The following is a 23,642-nucleotide window of genomic DNA, read 5'->3' as shown; positions in this document are numbered from 1 at the left end:
CTTTAAGACGCAGGCTGTCATCCAGCCTTCAAATCCGTGACGGACAATAGCCCTTCCAAAAAGTTAAGGGGCGTCCAAACATGACCGATGTAGCATTTGACAGGGCGGTAGCCGATGGCGCGCCGATCCAGCCGGCCTCCCGGCCCAATCTCGACAAGGGTTTCAACCCGCTGACCATGATCCTGTTCTTCGGCATCTTGGCCGCGGGCCTGCTCTATGTAGCCTACAGCATCTATTCCGATGTCGATGCGACCGGCACCAGGGTCACGAGCTACCTGCCCTACATGCTGCTGTTCGTGGCTCTCTTGATTGCCCTCGGCTTCGAGTTCGTCAACGGCTTCCACGACACGGCCAATGCGGTCGCGACCGTGATCTACACTCACTCGCTGCCGGCGGAAGCTGCGGTGATGTGGTCCGGCCTGTTCAACTTCCTCGGCGTGCTGACCTCGACCGGCGCGGTGGCGTTCGGCATCGTCTCGCTGTTGCCGGTCGAACTGATCCTCCAGGTCGGCAGCAGCGCCGGCTTCGCCATGGTGTTCGCGCTCTTGATCGCTGCGATCCTGTGGAATCTCGGCACCTGGTATTTCGGCCTGCCGGCGTCGAGCTCGCACACCCTGATCGGCTCGATCATCGGCGTCGGCGTTGCCAACGCATTGATGCGCGGCCGCGACGGCACTTCCGGCGTGGACTGGGGCAAGGCCACCGAGATCGGCTATGCGCTGCTGCTGTCGCCACTGGTCGGCTTCGTCTGTGCCGCGGTTCTCCTGCTGCTGCTCAAGATGATCGTCAGGAACCCGGCGTTGTATGCCGCGCCGGACGGCCACAAGCCGCCGCCGCTCTGGATCCGCGGCCTGCTGATTGCGACCTGCACCGGCGTCAGCTTCGCGCATGGCTCGAACGACGGCCAGAAGGGCATGGGCCTGATCATGCTGATCCTGATCGGCACCGTGCCGACCGCCTACGCGCTGAACCGCGCGCTGCCGGACTCCCAGGTGGCACAGTTCCAGAAGGTCTCGGAAGCCGCCTCCAAAGTGGTTGCCGCCAAGGGCGCCGGCCACTCGATCATCGGCGATCCCCGTCCTGCGGTGACGCAGTACATCACCTCGCACCACATCAGCGAAGGCACCTATCCCTCGCTGGCGGTGCTGGTGAAGGATGTCGGCGATCAGGTCGCCAAGTACGGCTCGCTCAACAAGGTGCCGGCGGAAGTCGTCGGCAACACCCGTAACGACATGTACCTGACCTCGGAAGCGATCCGCTTCCTGATGAAGGACAAGGAAAACGACCTCAACAAGGACGAGGTGGCGACCCTGAATGCCTACAAGGGCGGGCTCGACAGCGCCACCAAGTTCATCCCGACCTGGGTGAAGGTTGCGGTGGCGATCGCGCTCGGCCTCGGTACCATGATCGGCTGGAAGCGCATCGTCGTGACCGTCGGCGAGAAGATCGGCAAGACCCATCTCACCTATGCCCAGGGGGCGTCCGCCGAGCTCGTCGCCGCTGCCACCATCGGTGCTGCCGACATGTTCGGCCTGCCGGTCTCGACCACGCATGTCCTGTCGTCGGGCGTCGCAGGTGCGATGGCCGCCAACGGTTCGGGCCTGCAGTTCGCCACCCTTAGGAACATGCTGATGGCTTGGGTGCTGACGCTGCCGGTCGCGATCCTGCTGTCAGGCACGCTCTACGTGATCTTCTCGCGGCTTTTCTGAGAAGCGATCAGATCCCTCAAAGACAAAGGGCCCGTGCGTTGCACGGGCCCTTTTCGTTTTTGCTTCGCGTTCGGCCCTACGACGCCGCGAGCGATTCCTCGACCAGCTTGACCCAGTAGGACGTGCCGAACACGATCGCCTTGTCGTCAAAATTGTAGGCGGGGTGATGCAGGCCGGCGCTGTCGCCATTGCCGCAGAAGATGAAGGCGCCGGGGCGCGCTTCCAGCATATAGGCGAAATCCTCGCCGCCCATCAGCGGCGGCATCTCGTGCACATTGGCATCGCCCGCAACCTGCTTCGCGATACGCCGCGCGACTTCCGTCTCGGCGGCGTGGTTGTTCACGACGGGGTAGTTGCGCTTGTAGCGCAGATCGATCTTGGCGCCGGTGATCTGCGCGACGCCCGCCACCACCTCGTGCACGCGCTTCTCGACCAGCTTGCGCACTTCCGGCGACAGCGTGCGGATGGTGCCCCGCAGCGTCGCGGTTTGCGGAATGACGTTGCGGGCGTTGCCGGCATGGAATTCGCAGATCGAGATCACGGCGGATTCCAAGGGATCGACGCTGCGCGCGACGATCGACTGCAACGCCGTGATCACCTGTGCGCCGACCAGCACGGAATCGATGCATTTGTGCGGACGCGCGGCATGGCCGCCGAGGCCCTCGATCATGATGTCGACCTCGTCGGTCGCCGCCATGATCGGACCCGATCGGATCGCGAACGAGCCGACCGGAATGCCAGGACCGTTGTGCATGCCGTAGACCTGCTCGATGCCGAAGCGCTCCATGATGCCGTCCTTGACCATGGCCAAGCCGCCGGCGCCGCCCTCCTCGGCCGGCTGGAAGATCACGACCGCATCGCCGGCGAAGTTGCGGGTCTCGGCGAGATAGCGCGCAGCGCCAAGCAGCATCGCGGTATGGCCGTCATGGCCGCAGGCGTGCATCTTGCCCGGCGTCTTGGAGGCGTAAGGCAGGTTGGTCTGCTCGTCGATCGGCAGCGCATCCATGTCGGCGCGCAGGCCGATGGCCTTGAGGCCCTCGCCCGCCGGCTTGTTGCCCTTGATCACGCCGACCACGCCGGTCTGACCAAGGCCGGTCACGACCTCATCGCAGCCAAACTCGCGCAGCCGGTCCGCCACGAATGCTGCGGTGCGGTGGACGTCGTACAGCAGCTCCGGATGCTCATGGATGTCCCGGCGCCAGGCCTGAATATCGGGTTGAAGGTCGGCGACACGGTTCACGATGGGCATTGAGGGTCTCAAGCTTTGTTGAAAATACAGGACTGTCTACCATGCAAGCGCCAGTCCACCCAACTGCCTGACATCGGGGCCTAGCCTGTCCATCCGGCATGGCCGGGACTTGTCCCGGTCCGCTGCGTCTGCCTATTAGGACGGAACGTCAAGTGACCATCCGGGTGGAAGCAGAATGCCAAGGCGGCTCGAAGGTGAGTTTGACTACATTGTCGTCGGTGCCGGCACCGCCGGCTGCATTCTTGCCAACCGGCTCTCGGCCGTACCGGGGAACCGCGTTCTCATCCTCGAAGCCGGCGGCGACGACAACTGGATCTGGTTCCACATTCCGGTCGGCTATCTCTTCGCGATCGGCAATCCGCGCTCGGACTGGATGTTCAAGACCGAGGCCGAGCCGGGCCTGAACGGCCGCTCGCTGGCCTATCCCCGCGGCAAGGTGATCGGCGGCTCTTCCGCAATCAACGCCATGATCTCGATGCGCGGACAGGCCGCCGATTACGACCATTGGCGCCAGCTCGGCATGACCGGCTGGGGCTACGACGACGTGCTGCCGCTTTTCAAGCGGTTGGAGGATCACTTCCTCGGCGCGAGCGAGCATCACGGCACAGGCGGCGGCTGGCGCATCGAGGCGCCGCGGCTGTCGTGGGATGTGCTCGATGCGGTCGGGGACGCCGCCGAGGAGATGGGCATCAAGCGCATCCCGGATTTCAACACCGGCGACAACGAAGGCACCAGCTATTTCCACGTCAACCAGAAGCGCGGCCGGCGCTGGTCGTCAGCGCGCGGCTTCCTCAAGCCCGTGCTGAATCGTCCCAATTTGCGGCTCGAGAAGCACGTGCTGGTCGACCGCCTCATCATCGAGCAGGGCCGCGCCGTCGGCGTCCGCTTCATGCAGAACGGCGAGATCATCGAGGCGCGCGCCAAACGCGAGGTGATCCTTTCGGCAGGCTCGATCGGTTCGGTGCAGGTGTTGCATCGCTCCGGCATTGGCCCGGCCGACTGGCTGTCGCCGCTCGGCATCGACATCGTCATGGACAAGCCCGGCGTCGGCCGCAATCTGCAGGACCATCTCCAGCAGCGCGCGATCTACAAGGTCGAGGGCGTGCGCACGCTGAACGAGACCTACTACAACCTGTTCCGCCGCGGCCTGATGGGCCTCGACTATGCCTTCCGCCGCCGCGGTCCCCTCACCATGGCGCCGTCGCAGCTCGGCGTCTTCACGCGTTCTGACGCGACGCGCGCGCGCGCCAACATCCAGTTTCACGTGCAGCCGCTGTCGCTCGACAAGTTCGGCGATCCGCTGCACCGCTTCCCCGCGATCACCGTCAGCGCCTGCAATCTCCAGCCGACCTCGCGCGGCACCGTGCGGCTGCGCGCGGCGAGCCCGGACGAGAAGCCCATCATCGCGCCGAATTACCTCTCGACCGACGACGACCGCCAGGTCGGCGCCGACGCCATCCGCACCACCCGCCGCCTGATGCAGCAGAAGGCGCTGGCAAAATACCGCCCGAGCGAATATCTGCCCGGCCCCTCCGTCGGCGACGACGATGCCTCGCTCGCAAAGGCCGCCGGCGACATCGGCACCACCATCTTCCATCCCGTCGGCACCGCCAAAATGGGCGCGGCGAGCGACCCGATGGCGGTGGTCGACGAACGCCTGCGCTTCTACGGCCTCAACGGATTGCGCATCGTCGATGCCTCGATCATGCCGACCATCACCTCAGGCAATACCAACACGCCGACAGCGATGATCGCCGAGAAAGGCGCGACGATGATTCTGGAGGATGCGAGGTAGCATCCCGCCGCCATGATCAATCCGCACCGCTTTTCAATCGGCCCTGCCGATGCGGGGATCGCCATGCTGCGATGGGGCGAGAGCGGGAAGCCGCCTGCCCTGCTCGTGCACGGCACCGGCTTCGTTGCCGAAGTCTGGGAGGAGGTCGCGCGCGAACTTGCATCAACCTACACCGTTTATGCGCTCGACCGCCGCGGCCATGGCGCAAGCCACAAGCCCGACGCGTATCATTTCCTCGACTTTGCTGAGGATGTCAGCCGGGTGATCGATGCGCTCGATCTGCGCGACGTCTACGGGATCGGCCACAGCGCAGGTGCGACCGATCTTCTGCTCGCAGCAAAACTCTTGCCCGGACGCTTCACACGCCTGTTCGTGATGGAGCCGACCGTCATGGACCCGCGCGCTACGCACTCCGGCGGATTGGACGACGACTCCATGGCCCGCGTCCACGGCGCGCGGCGCCGTCGGGCCGAGTTCGATAGTGCCGACGCCGTCTTCGAGCGCTACCGCACATCGCCGACATTTGCGGATTGGACCGAGACCTCGCTGCGGGCCTATGTGCGCCACGGCTTCGTGACGCTCGACGATGGTCGGGTCCGGCTCTGCTGCACGCCTGAGATCGAGTCGGCGATGCTGCGTCCGATCTACGAAGCGATGGCACAGGTCTATGTTGGCGATGCCCGCGGCAATCCGTTTGCCTCGCTCGCCGAGATCGATTGCGAGGTCCGCCTTACGACTGCCGCGAATTCGGGGCCGGTCTACTGGGAGATGGCGCGACGCGCGGTGTCGCTGATTCCGCGCGTCAGCACGCTGGTCTTCGAGGGCGCCGGGCATTGCGTGGCGCAGGAAGTGCCGGCGGCCGTGGTGAAGGCCGTGCGAGAGTTTGCGAAATAAGTCTCGGGTCCCGGCTCTGCGCAGCAATGCTACGCATTGCAGCGCGTCCGGGACACGAGACCTCCCCCTCACGAAATCGTCATCGCATCCGGGAATAAGCCCCTCCCTCCCCCGATCACCTCCCCGAAGCCCAATTCCGGGCGAAATGGAGACGTGGGATGAGCGGACACGATCACGGCGACGACGGCGTCAGCCGCCGCAAGGTGCTGGAATGCATGACCTGGGCCGGCACCGGGGTGCTCTGGACCATCACGGGCGGCGTGCCGCGCTCGCTCGGCATCATCGATTCCGCGCAAGCCGCGACCCCGGCCGCACCCGGCATGACCTTCCTCCAGATCAGCGACAGCCATGTCGGCTTCGACAAGCCGGCCAACCCCAACGCGCTCGGCACGCTGGAGGAAGCCGTCAACAAGATCAACGCGATGCCGGTCAAGCCGTCGTTCATGATCCATACCGGCGACATCACCCATCTGTCGAAGGCCGCCGAGTTCGACAATGCAGACCGCATCATCTCGCAGAGCAAGCTCGACGTGCACTACGTGCCCGGCGAGCATGACTTCCTCGACGAGGAGGTGAAGTTCTATCGCGAACGTTACGGCCGCGGCACCAAGGGCCAGGGCTGGTACTCCTTCGATGCCGGCGGCGTGCACTTCATCGGCCTCGTCAACGTCGTCGACCTCAAGGCCGGCGGCCTTGGCAACCTCGGCGCCGAGCAGCTCGCCTGGCTCGAGGACGATCTGCGCGGCAAGTCGAAATCGACGCCGGTCGTGCTGTTCGCCCACATCCCGCTCTGGACCGTCTATCCCGAATGGGGCTGGGGCACCGAGGACGGCGGCCGCGCGCTGGAATACGTCAAGGGCTTTGGCTCGGTCACCGTGCTGAACGGCCACATCCACCAGGTGATGCAGAAGGTCGAGGGCAACGTCACCTTCCACACCGCGCGCTCGACTGCGTTCCCGCAGCCCGCGCCCGGTGCGGCTCCTTCGCCCGGGCCGATGAAGGTCGAAGACGCAAAACTCCGCTCCATGCTCGGCGTCGCCAGCATCAACTTCAAGCAGAACGAGCAGCGGCTCGCGATCATCGACACGCCGATCCAGGGTTGATCCAGGGCTAGACGGAAACTGACAATGAAGACACTCAATCGCCGCGACTTCGGTGTCGCTGTGGCCGCGGCTATCCTGTTGCCCGCAACAACTGCCCGTGCCGACGACATGGAAGTCCATATCGACAACTTCGTTTTCCAGCCGGCCGAACTCAAGATCAAGGTCGGCACCACCGTGAGCTGGACCAACCGGGACGACATCCCCCATACCGTGGTGTCGGCCGGCAAGTTCAGGTCCAAGACCCTGGACACCGACGACAAGTTCTCGTTCACCTTCACCAATGCGGGCGACTACAAATATTTTTGTTCGTTGCACCCGCACATGACGGGGATGATCAAGGTTGAGTAACGTCTCCAACCAAGGCATCAACGTCTTGCCCGGCCGGTGGTCCCACGCCGGCCGGGCTCCTGCGCCTTCAGTGACGCATAGGGATGAAACGAAGCCACGAGCGGAACAAGAGGCAAAGCGAGGAGCGATGCCCGCCAACGACGATTTGCAGAAGGCGCAGCGCTTCCGCGAGGCGGCGCTACCCCATCTCGACGACGTCTACACGCTTGCGCGCTATCTGCTGCGCGACGCCTCCGATGCCGAGGACGCAGTGCAGGAGTGCTATCTGCGCGCGCTGAAGCATTTCGACAGCTATCGCGGGCCGGCGATGAAGCCCTGGCTGTTCGCGATCCTGCGCAATGTCTGCAACGCCGAATATGCACGGCGCGCGCACAAGCATAGCGCAATCGAGGATACACCCGGCGCCGCCGAGCAGACGCCGCTCTGGCAGGAGAGCGAGGCGAGCCCGGAGGCCGAAGTGCTGCGCAGCCGCGATGCCGGCGCGATCCGCAAGCTGATCGACACGCTCGCCGAACCGTTCAAGGAAACATTCGTGCTGCGGGAGATCAACAACCTGTCCTACCGTGAAATCGCCGAGGCCGTCGGCGTGCCCGTCGGCACCGTGATGTCCCGCCTCGCCCGCGCCCGCGCCATGCTGCGCGCGGCCTGGACGGCGGAAGAGGAGCAAGCAAGATGACCTGCGACGAAGCAAAGATCCTGCTTCATGCGCTGCTCGACAACGAGCTGGATGCCGGCCACGCGCGCGAGGTCGAAGCCCATATCGCCGGCTGCCCTGATTGCGCCGCGGAGTTGGCCGCACAGCGCGAGATGCAGCGCGTGCTCACTGAGACCAATCTGCGCTACACCGCGCCCGCAAGCCTGCGGAACCGGATCGAAGCGTCGCTGCCGCAAGCACAGCGCCAGCAGCCGACCCGCCGCTCCGTGTTGCGCGGCTTTGCCATGGGCTCGGCCGTCTCCGCGCTCGCGGCCTCCGGCGTGGTCGCCGTGGTGCTACGCCAGGACGACCAGCAGCGCATCCTGTCGGAGGTCGTCTCCGCGCATCTGCGCTCGCTCCAGGCCGGCCACCTCATCGACGTGGTCTCGACCGACCAGCACACGGTAAAGCCGTGGTTCAACGGCAAGCTCGACGTCGCCCCGCCCGTGATCGATCTCACCGCGCAGGGCTTTACGCTGGTCGGCGGCCGGCTCGACTATATCGACGCCCGCGCCATCGGCGCAGTCGTCTACAAGCGCCGGCAGCACGTGATCAATTTGTTCGTGTCGCAGACCTCGAGCACCGAGCACCGGCCGCCGAAGACCCAGACCATGCAGGGCTTCAACTGCCGCCGCTGGGGCGAGCGCGGCCTGAACTTCTGGGCCGTCAGCGATCTCGGCGCCGACGAGCTCGCCGAATTCGTCGACAAGTTCGAGGTGGCGATGAAGGGATGAAGTGAGTGCGGAGGGATAGTCGCATCCCCATCCTTGCCAGCGCTAGTCTAGCGAAGCAATCCAGAGCGTCACCACGGAAGGATTCTGGATTGCTCGCCTTCCCTCGCGACGACGACGATGATGCTGTCCGAACTCTCCGACGACCGATCCAGTCAGAACATCCCGTTGCCATGCACCGCGGCGTCGGGCACGGACTGCCGCACCTCCCAATGCTCGACCAGCTTGCCGTCCTCGAGGCGGAAGATGTCGACGATGGCAAGGCCGGGGTCGGCGGGCGAGCGTCTGGCGTGAACATGCGCCACGACGAGATCGCCGTCGGCGGCGATGCGCTTCACCTCGGCCTTCAGCTCCGGAAATTGCCGGCGAAGCTCGGACAGATGTTTGCGGATGCCCTCGACGCCGTCTCCGATCATGGGATTGTGCTGGACGTAGCGCGGTCCGAAATGGATTGCGGCGCCATCGAAATTCCCCTGATTGATCGCTGTTTCCAGGAAGTCGCGCACGATGGCCTTGTTGGCCGAAATGATGTCGTTCATCACGTTGTCTCCAATGGGATCGCCGTCATGCTTCTGGACTGACAAGACGTTCGCCGTCGATGTGCGGGGCTTGCAAAGTCATGTCCGATCGTCTCAAACAGCAACCGTCGGGCCGCGGGAGCCAACGTGATGGATGCAATGGCGGACGTGCTGGGGTCGTATCGCACCGGCAGCGCGTTTCTCGGAACGGTGGTGTTGCGCTGTCCCTGGGGGATCGGCGTCGATCCGCAGCGGGACTCCGCGCTGCACGTCGTTCTCGCCGGCCATTGCTGGCTGAGGTTGGCGGGCCGTGACGAACCCGTTCGTCTTTCGCCCGGCGACGTGGTCCTGGTGGCGAGCGGCATCGGCCACGCACTGAGCGATCCGCCCGATGCGTCCATCGTTCCCATTCGCGCCGCGCTATCCGCCGCGCCGTACCAACAGGCGGTTTCAGCGCCCGATACAACGACGCTGCTGTGCGCAAAATACCAGCTCGATGAGGCCGCGCCTCATCCGATGGTGTCGCTGATGCCGCCGTTGATTCATCTCACTGCGCAGCAGGTCGAGGCTAACGAGCCGTTGCGACTTGCATTGCAGCTGCTACGCGTCGAAGCGGAAGGCCGCCGCAGCGGAGCCGACCTCATCGCATCGCGCCTGCTCGACAGCGCATTGGTTCTGCTGTTGCGCGCGTGGATGGACACCCAGCCCGCAGGCGCCGCCGACTGGTTCGGCGCATTGAGCGACCCCTCCATCGCGCGCATCTTGCGCCTGATCCATGAGCAACCGCAAGACGCATGGACGGTCGCGGCTCTGGCGGATCGCGCCCTGCTCTCCCGCGCCACCTTTGCGCGCCGGTTCACGCAACTGGTTGGAGAGCCGCCACTCGCCTATGTCACGCGCTGGCGGATGAGCCTTGCGGCGAAAGCGCTGCGTGAAACCGGCCACTCCATCGACGAGATCGCACGCGCCGTCGGCTACGAGTCCGGGCCGGCGTTTTCGAAGGCGTTCAGCCGCGTGTTTGGACAATCACCGGGGCGGTACCGAAACGGCGGCTCGTGAGATCGTGGACTATCACTAGGAGGACGTGACGACGGCCGAGCTTTGGCTCAATCTTCAGAACGATTATGACATGCAGATCGCCAAGCGCGATCTGGGCAAGGCGTTCGATCGCATCGAGACTGTGAACAAGCCGCAAGCGGCCTGAACGATCGGCCCTACGCCGACCGCCGCACCGCGTTGTCCACCAGCGTCTTGCCGAGCGACCAGATCGCGCCGGGGACCTTGTGGCTGCCGGCGATGACGTCGTCGAACGCCTTCTCGATCCAGCTGCAATCTTCCTCGGTGATGGTGAGCGGCGGCAACAGCTTGATGGTGTGGCTGCCGTGACCGGCGACCTGCGTCAGGATCTTGTGATCCTTGAACAGCGGCACGGTGATGAGCTGGCAGAACAGGCCCTTGTTGGCGGCCTCCAGCACGTTCCAGGAGGCGCGCAGCCGCAGTGACTTCGGCGGGCCGAACTCGACGCCGATCATCAGCCCCTTGCCGCGAACTTCCTTCATCAGCTCGTAGCCGGGCACCATGCGCGTCAGCGCGAGTCGCAGTTCGGCGCCGCGCTTGGCAGCGGACTCGATCAGCTTCTCGGCCTCCATGACGTCGAGCGTCGCAATGCCCGCAGCCATCGCCAGATCGTTCTTGGAGAAGGTCGACCCGTGCACCACGGCGCGGTCCATCTGATTAAAGATCTTGTCGAAGATGCCCTTGCGCGTCAGCACCGCACCGACCGGGACGTGGCCGCCCGACAGCGACTTCGACAGCAGCACCATGTCGGGCTCGACGTTCCAATGCTCGACCGCAAGGAAACGGCCGGTACGGCCCATGCCGGTCTGGATCTCGTCGGCGACGAACAGCGTGCCGTATTTCTTGCAGAGCGCGGCCGCGCCCGGCAGGAACTCGTCGGTGGGCATATTGACGCCCTTGCCCTGGATCGGCTCGACGACGAAGGCGGCCACTTCGCGCGAGGCCAGCGCCTTTTCGAGCGCGGCCAGATCGTTGAACGGAACCGAGGTGCAGCCCGGCAGCAGCGGCTCGAAGCCGGTGCGGAAGTTCGAATCACCGGTCAGCGACAGCGCACCATAGGTCAGGCCGTGATAGCCGTGGGCGCAATAGACGATGCCGGGACGCCCGGTGGCGCCACGCGCGAACTTGATCGCGGCCTCGACGCATTCGGCGCCGGAATTGGCGAAGAACACCTTGTCGAGATAGGGAACGTATTTCAGCAGCCGCTCGGCCAGCACGCCGGCGAGCACCGAGACGTCGAACTGAACGAGATTGGGCAGGTCGGCATCGAGCACGCTCTTGAGCGCCTCGCGCATAACAGGATGATTGCGCCCGATCGCAAACACGCCAAAGCCGGACAGCAGGTCGAGATAGCGCGCGCCGTCGCGGTCGTAGAGGTACTGCCCCTGCCCCTTCTGGAAGCCGACATCGTAGCCGATGGTCTTCAGCACCCGAACGAACTGCTCGTTCAGATACCGATTATGCAGGGCGCTGCGCTGGGCCTGACGGTCCGCGAATAGCTCAGACATGTCTGGATTTGGGCTGTGCATCCGCTACATACTTCGATTGAGGACCGTTTCGTCAACTGAAAACGGACCGTACCTGAAAACGGTCTGTGCGGCCTTTTGCCCTTTTTCGGACCATCTTCGCAAGCACAGCTTTAAACCATGTTGCACTGCCAAGGAACACTCATGCGTTTGGCCCTTTACACCGGAATAATACTGGCTGGCGGTTACACCAGCCTGCCCCCTGCGCTCGCCGCCGATCCCACCGGCGACTGGCGGGTCGCCGACGGCGTCGCCAATATCCGTGTCGCCCAGTGCAATGGCAGCATGTGGGGCGCCGTTTCCTGGGAAAAGAAGCCCGGCGGCCGCGACGAGAACAACCCGGATGTCTCGAAAAAGAACAGGCCGACGCTGGCCATGCCGACCCTGATCGACATGAAGAAGAAGCCCGGCGCCGATCAGTGGGAAGGACAGGTCTATAACGCCCAGGATGGCCAGACCTACAGCGCGACCATCACGCCTGTCGGTACCGACCAGCTCGAGATCAAGGGCTGCGTGATGGGCTTCCTCTGCGGCGGCGAGACCTGGACCCGGGTTGGCCCGCCAATCCCCTTGAGTCCCGCTAACGCCATGGCCAAGGGCGCGCCGAAGCCCGCCGGCGCGGCGCCGAAAGCCGCAGGAGCCCAAGGGACGCAAGCAGCCCAACAAGGCGCAGCAGGCACGACGGGTGCCACACCACCTGCGCCCGCAGCGCCGGCCCCGAAGACGGCCGCCGCCCCCAAGCCCGCTCAGAAGGGTGCAGCCGACCCCGTCGGCGACATCTGCCTACTCCCTGAGATTGCGGGGTTTGCCCATTAGGGCGGGCTGGAACAGCAGCACGGCGGCAAGCGTCGTCACCAGCGAAAGCGCGAGCAGCTTGCCCATGCTGGACGTGCCGGGATGGCTCGACAGCCACAGGCTGCCGAACGCGGTTGCCGTCGTCAGCGCGCTGAAAAAGATCGCGCGTGTCAGGCTGGTCTGAAGCAGGTTTGTCCTGCCCGAGCGCCAGGCCACGACATAATAGATCTTGAAGGCGACGCCGACGCCGAGCAGCAGCGGGAACGCGACGATATTGGCGAAGTTGAGCGGCAGGCCGATCAACACGCAGATCTCGAGCGTCACCGCGCCGGCAACCAGAAGCGGCACCAGCGTCATCAGCACGTCGACGAACCGGCGCAGCGCGAGCCACAGCAACAGGCTGATCACCAGCAGCGCATAGATGCCGGCGTGGATGAACGCATTCACCACGGTATCACCGGATTTCAGGATCGAGACCGGCCCACCGATCGCGGTCGGCTCGGCAGCGAGCACCGCCGCCGCAAACTTGCGCAGCGTGTCGTTGTCGTTGGGATCGCCCTTCGGCTGCGCCTCGACGCGAATGATGCCGTCCTTGCTCTTCCAGGCGCTGACCAGCTCGGGGGGCAGTGAGTTCAGGGTGACGGGACCTGCCTGCATCGCATTCCGGAGCTGGTCGAACACGATCTTCATCGGCGTGACGAACACGTCCTGCGCCTTGTTGCGCGTCGCCTCGTCGCCATTGGCGAGCTTGTCGAGCGCATCCGCCAGCCGGCGCGAGGCGATGGCGCCCGGGCCCTTGGCGTCACCGGCGGTCCGGCGCAGATTCTCGACCGAGGATTTCAGCGCCTCGACGTTCTCCTTGTCCGTCGGCGCCGCATCGACCTGGTCGGGGTTGAGCGCGGGGTTCAGCACCTTGGCACCCTGGGCGATCAGCTTCAGCTTCGGCTGCTGGTCTTCAGGCACGAAGCTGTTGAGCGACATCACCCGCAGCACCTCGGGCACCTTCTCGAGCTTCGCCTCGACCGCCCTCGCCTGCTCCTCCGACGTCGTCATCACGTTGATGGCATTGGCGCCGGTGTTCGGGTCCTTGCGCAGATCGAGGAAGGTCGCGATCGACTCCGCCTTCGGGTTGCGCAGGTTCATCGGGTTGAAGTCGAACTTCAGGAAGTAGAGCAGCGGCAGGCCGGCGACCGCCAGCAGCAGCGTGCCCCCGACGACCAGCACGCGGTGCTTCTCCAGGAAGTGATCGAGCGGCGCCAGGAAGGCATAACCGACCGGCTCCTGCTCGCCCGGCGGGTTCAGCAGCTTCAGCATCGCGGGCAGCACGGTGATGCTGGAGAGGAACGCCACCAGCATGCCGACGCCGGCGATCTGGCCGAGCTCGGAGATACCCTTGTAATCGGTCGGCAGGAAACAGAGGAAGCCGGCGGCGGTCGCCATTGCCGCCAGCGACAGCGGCACCGCCGAGCGCTTGGCGGCCAGCACCAGCGCGCCGGAGAGATCGTTGTGCTTGTAGCGCTCCGAGCGGTAGCGGACGCTGTACTGGATACCGAAATCGACGCCCAGTCCCACGAACAGCACGGCGAACGCGATCGACAGCAAATTGAACGAACCGACCATCATCAGGCCGGCAGCGGTCGTCAGCGCAAGGCCGACGAAGAGATTGACGAACACCGCGAAGATGATCTTCGACGAATGCAGCGCCATCCACAAGATGAGCAGCACGACGAGGACGGTGCCGATGCCGTTGACGACGGCGCCTTCCTGGACGGTGGCGTATTCCTCGTTGGCGATCGGGACCGGACCGGTCAGTCGTACCCGCGCCTGGTATTTGGTCGCAAAATCCAGATCCACTGCCGCCTTGCGGATCGCGTCGGTGGCGCCCTTGCCGGGCTCCAGCGCGTTGTAGTCGAGGTTCGGCTTGAACTCGATGAAGGCGCGCTTGTCGGAAGCCGTCAGCGGCTCGTCGCTGACGAGTTCGCGCCAGGAGAAGCTCGCATTGCCCTTGTTGAGCACGGTCTCGACCGTCTGCGCGATCATGTTGAAGGGACGCTCGGTGTTGTCGAGCTTGACCTGGCCGCGCTTGACGCCGGCAAGCCCCGTCTCCAGCGCGCCGGTCAGGCCGCGGATCGAGGGATCGCCTGCCATGATCTCGATCAGGGGCGCTGCGGATTCGAACTGGCTGGTGGTCTTGCCGACTTCCTCGGTCGGCAGGAACAACAGGCCGTTCTTCTCGAAGAACTCACCGGTGCCGAGCTGCTGCATCGACTGGAAGTTGGTCTTGTCGTCCTTCAGCTTGGCATAGAGCGCGTCCGATGCCGCCGTCGCCATCTCCGGCGTCTTGGCCTCGACGACCGCGAGAATCGTCGCGTCGCGGTCGAAGGCCCGGTCGAACTGTTGGTCACGCTGGCGCCAGTCCAGATTCTGGGCAATCAGCGAATTGATGTCGGTGTTGATGGCGAAGTGCTGCGACGTGTAATAGCCGGCCCCCACCGACAGCAGGAGCCCGAGAATGACGACGAGGGAGGCAAACCGGGTGCAGGCCCTGACGATGGCAACGACTACGCTTTGCAGCACTTCTTTTCTTTCTGCGGTTAACAGCTCGCCGAAAACGCCCGCTGTTTATCGGAGTTCCCGGGCGAAACCTATTGCTGTTTTGAGTGGCAACCGCCGGAACAAGGTTCGAGGTAAACGGCGGGAGACCGTGGCAAAAACATGCGGGGCGGTCGGTATAGCCAGCGAGTTGAGGCGGGAAAGTGACGAAGGGGTGAGCACAAATGTCGCCATTTTGCTCACGGCAATTCCAATACTATACTACCTCAGGACTGAGGCGACAGGGAACCAAGGCTGATCCGACCTTTCCTTTCTGCCGATTTTTTGACACAAATTGCTGTGCCTCCATGCGCCGGACCCAGTTGGGGTGGGCGGTTACCGCGTGCGCGAGGCCGATGGTGCGGTTATTGCAACTCATTGGTCAGTATCGGGGTGCCGCCGGGACTTAGGAAGCGGATTGGTGCAACTTGCGTGATGGGCGTCCTATGGAAGTTTATCTAGCGCAGCCGCGCGGCTTCTGCGCCGGCGGGGTGCGGGCGATCGAGATCGTGGAACGGGCGCTGGAGAAGTACGGCCCGCCCGTTGACGTGCGCCATGCGGTCACAAAGGTTCACGATCAGGGGAAGCCCACCGTCACCAAGGGCCGTACTCTGATCTTGATCGGCCATCCCGAGGTCGAGGGCACGATGGGCCAGATTCCCGCCCCCGTGCTGCTAATTCAAAGCGTTGAAGAGGTTAACGCCCTGGCCCTGCCGGCGGATGAGCCAGTGGCCTACATCACCCAGATCACCCTGTCGGTGGACGAGACAAAGGATATCATTTCGGCCCTACCGGCCCGCTTTACAGATATTCAAGGTCCGGATATCCGGGATATCTGCTATGCGACACAGAACCGCCAATCTGCGGTAAGGGACTTGAGCAAGCTGGTCGACGTGATCTTGGTGGTGGGCGCTGCCAATAGCTCGAACTCGAACCGGCTCCGCGAAATCGGCACTGAGGCCGGCGTTGCGAGTTATATGATTGCCGACGGCAGCAAGCTCAATCCGGAGTGGTTGGAACATGCCAGAACCGTCGGCGTCACGGCCGGCGCCTCGGCGCCCGAGGTGCTCGTGGATGACGTGATCGAAGCGATGCGGCGGATCGGACCGGCGAAGGTCCAGGTGCTGCCGGGCCGCGAGGAAAACATCGAATTCAGGCTTTCGGCCCGATGGGCTGCGAGCTGACCTACCCGAATTCCAAGCCCAGAAAGAAACTTTGTAATGGCTATCCCCTTCTTCAAGGAAATGCGTATCGGCGGTTATTTGATCAAGCAGAAACTGCTTGGCCGCAAACGCTATCCGCTCGTGCTGATGCTGGAGCCGTTGTTCCGCTGCAACCTCGCCTGCGTCGGCTGCGGCAAGATCGATTATCCGGATGCGATCCTCAACCGCCGCATGACCGCACAGGAGTGCTGGGACGCGGCCGACGAGTGCGGCGCGCCGATGGTCGCCATTCCCGGCGGCGAACCGCTGATCCACAAGGAGATCGGCGAGATCGTGCGCGGCCTCGTCGAACGCAAGAAGTTCGTCTCGCTCTGCACCAACGCGCTGCTGCTCGAGAAGAAGCTCGACCTGTTCACGCCCTCGCCCTATCTGTTCTTCTCCGTGCATCTCGACGGCCTGAAGGAGCATCACGACAAGGCGGTGTCGCAGAAGGGCGTGTTCGACCGCGCCGTCTCCGCGATCAAGGCCGCCAAGGCGCGCGGCTTCACCGTCAACGTCAACGCCACCATCTTCGACGGCCACCCGGCCGAGGAGATCGCGAAGTTCCTGGACCTCACCGTCGAGCTCGGTGTCGGCGTCTCGATGTCGCCCGGCTACGCCTATGAGCGCGCGCCGGACCAGGAGCACTTCCTGAACCGCACCAAGACCAAGAAGCTGTTCCGCGACGTCTTTGCGATGGGCAAGGGCAAGAAGTGGAATTTCATGCATTCCGGCCTGTTCCTCGACTTCCTCGCCGGCAACCAGGAATACGAGTGCACGCCGTGGGGTATGCCCGCGCGCAACATCTTCGGCTGGCAGAAGCCCTGCTACCTGCTCGGTGAAGGCTACGCAAAAACCTTCAAGGAGCTGATGGACACCACCGACTGGGAGACCTACGGCACCGGCAAGTACGAGAAGTGCGCCGACTGTATGGCCCATTGCGGCTACGAGCCGACGGCTGCAACCGCCGCCATCAACAACCCGCTGAAGGCAATGTGGGTGTCGCTGCGCGGCATCAGGACCACGGGTCCGATGGCGCCCGAGATCGACATGACGAAGCAGCGCCCGGCGCAGTACATCTTCTCGGCCGAAGTGCAGAAGCGCCTCTCGGAGATCCGCAAGGACGAAGCCGCCGCGGCGCAGGAGAAGGCCGCGCGGAAGGCTTCGACGGCCGCGTAAGCACACGCGGCATCGACTACAACAAAAGGCCCGGTCGCCAATGGCGACCGGGCCTTTTCGTTATTCGGCTCGAGCACCCCAGGGGAAATAGCAGAGTGGGTGCGGCAGCCGCAGCCGCTCTCTCGTTCTCTGGCCGCTGTGCACTGGAGCCGACATTGCACTCAAGATGTGCAGAGACACCGCGATCGAGGCGCGTGGTGCACAAAATCCGACATGTACCTCGCGGAAATGTCATCTAACAATATTGGTTCCCTGCCGGACGGCGCCAGCCCGTGGCCAACATCGATGGAGCCCGACATGAACCTGTGCACGACAAGCGGTCTGCGACGCGCTCTTCTGTCGATCGCCGCCGCCATGTTCGGCCTGAGCACTGCAGCTCGCGCGGCGGACCTCACCGTCTACACGGCGCTAGAGGCCGACCAGATCAAGCCCTACAAGGCCGCGTTCGAGAAGGCCAATCCGGGCATCAACATCCTCTGGGTCCGCGACTCCACCGGCATCATCACCGCAAAACTCCTTGCGGAGAAGGCAAACCCCAAGGCCGACGTGGTCATGGGTCTTGCCGCCACCTCGCTGATGCTGCTGCAAAAGGAAGGCATGCTGATGCCTTACGCGCCCGCGGGTCTCGACAAGGTCGACGCCAAGATGCGCGACCCCGCCGCCTCGCCGCAATGGGTGGGCATGGACGTCTGGGCATCGGCCTTCTGCGTCAACACCGTCGAAGCGGGCAAGAAGAACCTGCCGGAGCCCGCCTCCTGGGCCGATCTGACCAAGCCGGTCTATCAGGGACAAATCGCCATGCCGAACCCGGCCTCCTCGGGGACCGGGTTTCTGATGGTCTCCGCCTGGCTGCAGATGTTCGGCTGGGACGGGGGCTGGAAGTACATGGATGAGCTTCACAAGAACATCGCGGCCTACACCCATTCCGGCTCCAAGCCGTGCCGACAGGCCGCCGCCGGCGAGTACACGATCGGCCTCTCGTTCGAATATCGCGCCAACAAGACCAAGAAGGGTGGAGCGCCGATCAGCATTGTCCTGCCGAAGGAGGGCCTCGGCTGGGACATGGAGGCTATCGGAATCATGAAGACCACCAAAGAGTCCGAGGCGGCGAAGAAGCTTTCCGACTGGGCCGTGACGGCGGAGGCCAACAAGCTCTACGCCGAGAACTTCGCCATCGTCGCGTTGCCAGGCATCGCAAGCTCCATGGAATTCATCCAGGGTGACATCGACAAGATGCTGATCAAGAACGACTTCGCCTGGGCCGCGGAGAACCGCGACAAGATCCTGGCGGAATGGAGCAAGCGCTACGACGGCAAGTCCGAGCCCAAGAACTGAGGGACAAGAACTGAGGGATCCGAGGATCCAGGGAGCGACGAAGCCGGCGATGCATGGGCGCCGCCGTTCAATGCGGGACAGTACAATGGACAGCACGCCGACGACGGTACCCTATCTCCGCATCCGCAACCTCTCGAAAAATTTCGGTGCGTTCACCGCGCTCGACGATATCGACCTCGACATCATGCCCGGGGAGTTCGTCTCGTTTCTCGGGCCATCCGGCTGCGGCAAGACCACGCTGTTGCGCGCCATCTCCGGACTGGACGTGCAGACCACCGGGTCGATCCATCAGGGCGGGCGGGACATTTCGACGTTGCCGGTCGCCAGGCGCGACTTCGGCATCGTGTTCCAGTCCTATGCGTTGTTCCCGAACCTGACGATCAAGGACAATGTGGCCTACGGCCTGGTGTCGGCCGGCACGCCTCGCATCGAGATCGACAAACGGGTCAAGGAGCTTCTCGAACTTGTCGGTCTGCCCGAGCAAGCCGGCAAATATCCGGCCCAGCTCTCGGGTGGGCAGCAGCAGCGAGTCGCGCTGGCCCGCGCGCTGGCGCTATCGCCCGGCCTTCTGCTGCTGGACGAACCGCTATCCGCTCTCGACGCGCGCGTCCGGGCGCGTCTGCGCGGCGAGGTCCGCGATCTGCAGCAACGTCTCAAGCTGACCACGATCATGGTGACCCACGATCAGGAGGAGGCGCTCACAATGTCCGACCGGATCGTGGTGATGAGCAATGGCAGGATCGAGCAGGTGGGCACGCCCGACAAGATCTACGGCCAACCCGCGACGGCTTTCGTCGCCGACTTCGTCGGCAAGATGAACTTTCTGGAGGGGCGCCTCGTCACGAGCAAACGCGCGAACGTCAGGGGTGCCGTGCTCGACTTCAGCGAGGAGGTGCCGCTCGGCGAGGGCGCGGCCGTCACGGTCTGCCTTCGGCCGGAGGACGTGGTGGTGCGCGACATCGGCGAGCATTCGGACAATCGCCTGTCAGTCCAGGTCGGCGTCATGGAATTCATCGGCAATCATTTCGCAACGACCTTGCATGCGAGCGGCACGGGACTGAACTTCTCGGCCGACTTTTCGATCAACGCCGTGCGCGACCTCGGCATTTCCTCGGGCGCGACCATCGAGGTCGCGCTGCCGCCGAAGCGGTTGCGCGTATTTGCCCAACCGCGCTCTGCGACTGCCTGACACGGAAAACCAGCGATGGCGACCGAGACGCTGATTCTGCCGGACCGTCCCGCCGCAGTGGCGCCCCTGCGGCAGAAGCTGGGGCGCGACGACTGGATCATGCGCGGCGCGGTCGTGGCGCTCGGCCTCTGGTTGATCCTCACCGTGTTGCTGCCAATCTGGGCGCTGCTGTCCAAGAGCTTCCAGGCGGCTGATGGCAGCTTCGTCGGCCTGGCCAATTTCCAGGCCTATTTCGCCAGTCCGGCGTTGGCCAATTCGATCTGGCACTCGATCTGGGTCTCGCTGCTGAGCACGGTCATCTGCGTTCTGCTCGCCTTCGTCTACGCCTACGGACTCACCCGCACCTGCATGCCAGGGCGGGGACTGTTCCGCATCATCGCGCAGATCCCGATTCTCGCACCCTCGTTGCTGCCCGCGATAAGCCTCGTCTATCTGTTCGGTAACCAGGGCCTCGTCAAATGGATGCTGTTCGGCGCGTCAATCTACGGTCCGATCGGCATCGTCATGGGCGAGGTGTTCTGGACATTCCCGCACGCGCTCATCATCATCACCACGGCGCTGGCGATTTCGGACGCGCGTCTATATGAGGCGGCGGAAGCGCTGCGGGCAAGTCCGCGCCGCACCTTCTGGACGGTGACCATTCCTGGGGCACGTTATGGGCTGATCAGTGCAGTCTTCGTCGTCTTTACCCTGGTGATCACCGATTTCGGCGTACCGAAGGTCATCGGGGGCAAGTTCAACGTGCTCGCGACCGACATCTACAAGCAGGTGGTCGGGCAGCAGAATTTCCGGATGGGTGCGGTGGTCGGCTTGATTTTGCTGTTGCCCGCGGCGCTGGCCTTCGTCGTCGATCAGCTCATGCAGCGACGCCAGTTGGCGCTGCTCTCCGCGCGCGCCGTGCCGTATGCGCCCAGGCCCGACGCCACGATCGATCGCGCGATGCTGGCGATCTGTTCGCTGATCGCGTTCGCGATCCTGGTCATTCTCGGCGTATCCTTCTTCGCCTCGATCGCGACGTTCTGGCCCTACAATCTGACACCCAGCTTCAAGAACTTCGACTTCGACATGATGGATGGCGGCGGCTGGCGCAGCTATTTCAACTCGCTCGTCATGGCCGGCCTCACCGCGCTGTTCGGGACCGCGGTGATTTTTGCCGGCGCCTATCTCGTCGAGAAGACCCCGCGCTTTCGCACCATTCGCGGCTTCGTGCAGTTTCTCGCGCTGCTTCCATTGGCCGTTCCCGGGCTGGTGCTCGGCCTCGGCTACATCTTCTTCTTCAACAACCCGGCCAATCCGCTGAACTTCATCTACGGCACCATGGCCATCCTCGTCATCTGCAGCATCTCGCATTTCTACTCCGTCTCGCACCTGACCGCGGTGACGGCGCTCAAGCAGATCGACCGGGAGTTCGAGACCGTTTCGGCATCGCTCAGGGTGCCGTTCTGGCGTACCTTCATGCGAGTGACCTTGCCAGTCTGCCTGCCCGCCGTGCTGGATATCGCCATGTATCTGTTCGTGAACGCGATGACGACAGTCTCCGCGGTGGTCTTCATCTACGCGCCGCACACGACGCTTGCGGCCATCGCCATCCTAAATATGGATGACGCAGGCGACGTGGCTCCGGCGGCGGCCATGGCCATGGTCGTGTTCGCGACCGCCGCCGTAACACGAGCCATCTATATGCTACTCACACAGGGCTATCTTGCGCGCGCGCAGATGTGGAGGAAGCGGTGAGCGTGTCCGGAGACGAATTCGATCTGGCCGTGGTCGGGGGCGGCATCTGCGGTCTCGCCCATGCGCTTGCGGGCGTGCGCCGGGGCTTGCGGGTCGTGGTTATCGAGCGCGATGCAAGGGCGAACGGCGCCTCGATCCGCAATTTCGGCTTCGTCACCGTCACCGGGCAGCAGCGCGGCCAGTGCTGGCAGCGGGCGATGCGGTCGCGGCAAGTCTGGGCCGAAGTGGCCCCGGCCGCGGGCATCAGGATCGAACATGCCGGACTGGCCGTCGCGGTGCGGCGACCGGAAGCCGCGGCCGTGCTCGAGGCATTCCGCACCACCGAGATGGGAGAGGGTTGCGAGCTTCTGAGCCCGGCTGAGGCGGGCCGCCGTTTCCCGATGCTGCGGACCGACGATCTGCAAGCCGTGCTGGCGAGTCCGCACGATTTGCGGGTGGAGTCGCGCATCGCTGTGCCGGCGCTGGCGCGCTGGCTGGCCGAAGTGCACGGCGTCACCTTCCTGTATCAGACGCTGGCCAAGGCGGTGACACCGCCGGTCATCGAGACCACGCGGGGACCGGTCCGGGCCCGGCTCTGCGTGGTCTGCCCCGGCGACGATTTCCTGAGCCTCTATCCGGAGCGCATCAGCGCTTATGGGCTCGTCCGCTGCAAGCTGCACATGCTGCGGGTCGCATCGGCAGTCGCGGCGCCGCGCTTCAACGCGGCCGTGATGTCGGACCTGGGCCTTGTGCGCTATCTTGGCTACGCCGAACTGCCGGAGGCCGCCGCACTGAAGCAGCGCCTCGAATCCGAGCAGGGTCAGCATCTGGCCAACGGTGTGCATCTGATCGCCGTGCAGAGCGAGGATGGTTCGCTCGTCGTCGGCGATTCCCACCATTACGACGCGACGCCGGACCCGTTCGGTCCTGAAGCGGTGGACGAGTTGATCATGGACGAGTTCCGGCAGGTTCTGGCCTGGCCAACGCCTGGCATTCGCGAGCGCTGGATCGGCACCTACGCCTCGGCGTCCGACCGGCTGATGCTGATCGACCGCCCATCTGAAACTGTGCGCCTCGTCATGATCACCAGCGGCACCGGCGCCAGCACCTCGTTTGCGATCGCCGAGGAAGTGATTGACGAATTGACGTCCGGGAGCGGAGCCACATGACCGATAAATTCGAGCACGTCCAGGCCGTCGTGTTCGACTGGGCCGGTACGACGGTGGACCACGGCTCGCTGGCGCCGATGGGCGTGTTCGTCGAGGCCTTCGCGCGCTTCGGCGTGACGATCACCGTCGACGAGGCGCGCGGGCCGATGGGCATGGCCAAGCGCCCGCACATCGCCGCCCTGATGCGCTTACCCCGGATCGCCGCCGCGTGGCGGGACAAGCATGGGCGTGAGCCGACCGAAGCCGACATCGATGCGCTCTACGCTGTGTTCGTACCGATGAATGTCGAGGTCGCCGCCCGCTACGCCGACGTGATCCCGGGCGTGGCGGAAGCTGTCGCCGGCTTGCGGCGCCGCGGCCTGAAGATCGGCTCGAGCACGGGCTACACGCGCGAGATCATGGCCGAGGTCATTCCGGTCGCGGCCGCGCAAGGCTATGCGCCTGACAGCATCGTCTGCACCGGGGACACGCCCGACGGCCGGCCCACGCCGTTCATGCTCTACAAGGCCTTTCTAGAGCTCGCCGTCTGGCCGGCCTGGAGCTGCGTCAAGGTCGACGACACCGAGGTCGGGATCAAGGAAGGTCTCAACGGCGGCTGCTGGACCGTCGGCGTTGCCGTCACCGGCAACGTGTTCGGGTTGTCGCTCGCCGACACTGCGGCGTTGCCGCCGAAAACCTTCGCCGAGCGGCGCGCAGCCGCAGTCGAGCGGCTGGAAGCCGCCGGCGCCGATTACGTGATCGACGGCGTCGCCGACATCATCCCCGTGATCGCTGCGATCGAGGGCCGGCTGGCCCGCGGAGAGCGGCCAGGAGCCTGATAGGAG

The 23,642-nt window shown here is 64.4% G+C and carries 20 protein-coding genes; 16 read left to right on the top strand and 4 right to left on the bottom strand.

The features are described 5' to 3' along the window. Window positions 1-80 precede the first annotated feature (80 nt). The gene (locus tag B5V03_RS08835; RefSeq protein ID WP_129269198.1) at window positions 81-1,709 is read left to right on the top strand and encodes an inorganic phosphate transporter; all 1,629 of its coding nucleotides are present in this window, start codon (window positions 81-83) and stop codon (window positions 1,707-1,709) included. Window positions 1,710-1,785: 76 nt separating this feature from the next. Here B5V03_RS08835 and B5V03_RS08830 read toward each other — a convergent pair whose 3' ends face one another. After that, window positions 1,786-2,958: a M20 aminoacylase family protein gene (locus B5V03_RS08830; protein ID WP_129269196.1), complete on the bottom strand. Its 1,173-nt coding sequence runs from the start codon at window positions 2,956-2,958 to the stop codon at window positions 1,786-1,788. A 175-nt stretch (window positions 2,959-3,133) separates the two neighbouring features. On the opposite strand from B5V03_RS08830, the gene B5V03_RS08825 reads away from it, so the two are divergent. The 6 genes from B5V03_RS08825 (at window position 3,134) to B5V03_RS08800 (ending at window position 8,526) form a co-directional block, all read left to right on the top strand. Continuing rightward, the gene (locus B5V03_RS08825; RefSeq protein WP_129269194.1) at window positions 3,134-4,753 is read left to right on the top strand and encodes a GMC family oxidoreductase; all 1,620 of its coding nucleotides are present in this window, start codon (window positions 3,134-3,136) and stop codon (window positions 4,751-4,753) included. Between the two features lie 12 nt (window positions 4,754-4,765). Beyond that, window positions 4,766-5,647 carry an alpha/beta fold hydrolase gene (locus B5V03_RS08820; protein WP_129269192.1) on the top strand — a complete coding sequence of 294 codons (882 nt, stop codon included), beginning with the start codon at window positions 4,766-4,768 and terminating at the stop codon, window positions 5,645-5,647. A gap of 158 nt (window positions 5,648-5,805) precedes the next feature. Beyond that, window positions 5,806-6,750: a metallophosphoesterase family protein gene (locus tag B5V03_RS08815; RefSeq protein ID WP_129269190.1), complete on the top strand. Its 945-nt coding sequence runs from the start codon at window positions 5,806-5,808 to the stop codon at window positions 6,748-6,750. Window positions 6,751-6,774: 24 nt separating this feature from the next. Then, the gene (locus B5V03_RS08810) at window positions 6,775-7,098 is read left to right on the top strand and encodes a cupredoxin domain-containing protein (protein WP_129269188.1); all 324 of its coding nucleotides are present in this window, start codon (window positions 6,775-6,777) and stop codon (window positions 7,096-7,098) included. A 127-nt stretch (window positions 7,099-7,225) separates the two neighbouring features. Continuing rightward, the gene (locus B5V03_RS08805) at window positions 7,226-7,774 is read left to right on the top strand and encodes a sigma-70 family RNA polymerase sigma factor (RefSeq protein WP_164987880.1); all 549 of its coding nucleotides are present in this window, start codon (window positions 7,226-7,228) and stop codon (window positions 7,772-7,774) included. Next, window positions 7,771-8,526: an anti-sigma factor family protein gene (locus B5V03_RS08800; protein ID WP_129269186.1), complete on the top strand. Its 756-nt coding sequence runs from the start codon at window positions 7,771-7,773 to the stop codon at window positions 8,524-8,526. Before B5V03_RS08805 ends, B5V03_RS08800 begins: the two co-directional genes overlap by 4 nt. Before the next feature lie 152 nt (window positions 8,527-8,678). On the opposite strand, the gene B5V03_RS08795 is transcribed toward B5V03_RS08800, so the two are convergent. Beyond that, the gene (locus B5V03_RS08795) at window positions 8,679-9,062 is read right to left on the bottom strand and encodes a nuclear transport factor 2 family protein (RefSeq protein WP_129269184.1); all 384 of its coding nucleotides are present in this window, start codon (window positions 9,060-9,062) and stop codon (window positions 8,679-8,681) included. Window positions 9,063-9,191: 129 nt separating this feature from the next. On the opposite strand from B5V03_RS08795, the gene B5V03_RS08790 reads away from it, so the two are divergent. Continuing rightward, window positions 9,192-10,100, top strand: a complete 909-nt coding sequence (locus tag B5V03_RS08790; RefSeq protein WP_129269182.1) for an AraC family transcriptional regulator — start codon at window positions 9,192-9,194, stop codon at window positions 10,098-10,100. A 155-nt stretch (window positions 10,101-10,255) separates the two neighbouring features. On the opposite strand, the gene hpnO is transcribed toward B5V03_RS08790, so the two are convergent. Next, on the bottom strand, window positions 10,256-11,647 hold the full coding sequence (gene hpnO / locus B5V03_RS08780; RefSeq protein WP_129269180.1) for an aminobacteriohopanetriol synthase HpnO: 1,392 nt from the start codon (window positions 11,645-11,647) through the stop codon (window positions 10,256-10,258). 141 nt (window positions 11,648-11,788) lie between these two features. On the opposite strand from hpnO, the gene B5V03_RS08775 reads away from it, so the two are divergent. Next, window positions 11,789-12,460 carry a DUF2147 domain-containing protein gene (locus B5V03_RS08775; RefSeq protein WP_164987879.1) on the top strand — a complete coding sequence of 224 codons (672 nt, stop codon included), beginning with the start codon at window positions 11,789-11,791 and terminating at the stop codon, window positions 12,458-12,460. Here B5V03_RS08775 and B5V03_RS08770 read toward each other — a convergent pair. Further along, the gene (locus tag B5V03_RS08770; RefSeq protein WP_129269176.1) at window positions 12,428-15,016 is read right to left on the bottom strand and encodes an MMPL family transporter; all 2,589 of its coding nucleotides are present in this window, start codon (window positions 15,014-15,016) and stop codon (window positions 12,428-12,430) included. The genes B5V03_RS08775 and B5V03_RS08770 overlap by 33 nt on opposite strands. A 461-nt stretch (window positions 15,017-15,477) precedes the next feature. Here B5V03_RS08770 and ispH point away from each other — a divergent pair, with 461 nt between their 5' ends. From ispH to phnX, 7 genes are all read left to right on the top strand, one after another. After that, window positions 15,478-16,215, top strand: a complete 738-nt coding sequence (gene ispH, locus B5V03_RS08765; protein ID WP_129269174.1) for a 4-hydroxy-3-methylbut-2-enyl diphosphate reductase — start codon at window positions 15,478-15,480, stop codon at window positions 16,213-16,215. A gap of 36 nt (window positions 16,216-16,251) precedes the next feature. Then, window positions 16,252-17,412 carry an adenosyl-hopene transferase HpnH gene (hpnH, locus tag B5V03_RS08760; RefSeq protein WP_129269172.1) on the top strand — a complete coding sequence of 387 codons (1,161 nt, stop codon included), beginning with the start codon at window positions 16,252-16,254 and terminating at the stop codon, window positions 17,410-17,412. 297 nt (window positions 17,413-17,709) lie between these two features. Then, complete coding sequence (locus B5V03_RS08755; RefSeq protein ID WP_129269170.1) at window positions 17,710-18,747, top strand: putative 2-aminoethylphosphonate ABC transporter substrate-binding protein; 1,038 nt, start codon at window positions 17,710-17,712, stop codon at window positions 18,745-18,747. An 85-nt stretch (window positions 18,748-18,832) separates the two neighbouring features. Further along, a complete protein-coding gene (locus B5V03_RS08750) occupies window positions 18,833-19,936 on the top strand; it encodes a putative 2-aminoethylphosphonate ABC transporter ATP-binding protein (protein WP_129269168.1) in 1,104 nt (367 codons plus the stop codon). A 15-nt stretch (window positions 19,937-19,951) separates the two neighbouring features. Continuing rightward, complete coding sequence (locus B5V03_RS08745; protein ID WP_129269166.1) at window positions 19,952-21,670, top strand: putative 2-aminoethylphosphonate ABC transporter permease subunit; 1,719 nt, start codon at window positions 19,952-19,954, stop codon at window positions 21,668-21,670. Continuing rightward, window positions 21,667-22,818, top strand: a complete 1,152-nt coding sequence (locus tag B5V03_RS08740; RefSeq protein ID WP_129269693.1) for a TIGR03364 family FAD-dependent oxidoreductase — start codon at window positions 21,667-21,669, stop codon at window positions 22,816-22,818. Before B5V03_RS08745 ends, B5V03_RS08740 begins: the two co-directional genes overlap by 4 nt. Then, a complete protein-coding gene (gene phnX, locus B5V03_RS08735) occupies window positions 22,815-23,636 on the top strand; it encodes a phosphonoacetaldehyde hydrolase (protein ID WP_129269164.1) in 822 nt (273 codons plus the stop codon). The genes B5V03_RS08740 and phnX overlap by 4 nt, the downstream gene beginning before the upstream one ends. Window positions 23,637-23,642: the final 6 nt, after the last annotated feature.

It is taken from the genome of Bradyrhizobium betae (assembly GCF_004123905.1).
GTDB lineage: Bacteria > Pseudomonadota > Alphaproteobacteria > Rhizobiales > Xanthobacteraceae > Bradyrhizobium > Bradyrhizobium betae_A.
This window is presented reverse-complemented; position numbering and strand designations above follow the sequence as displayed.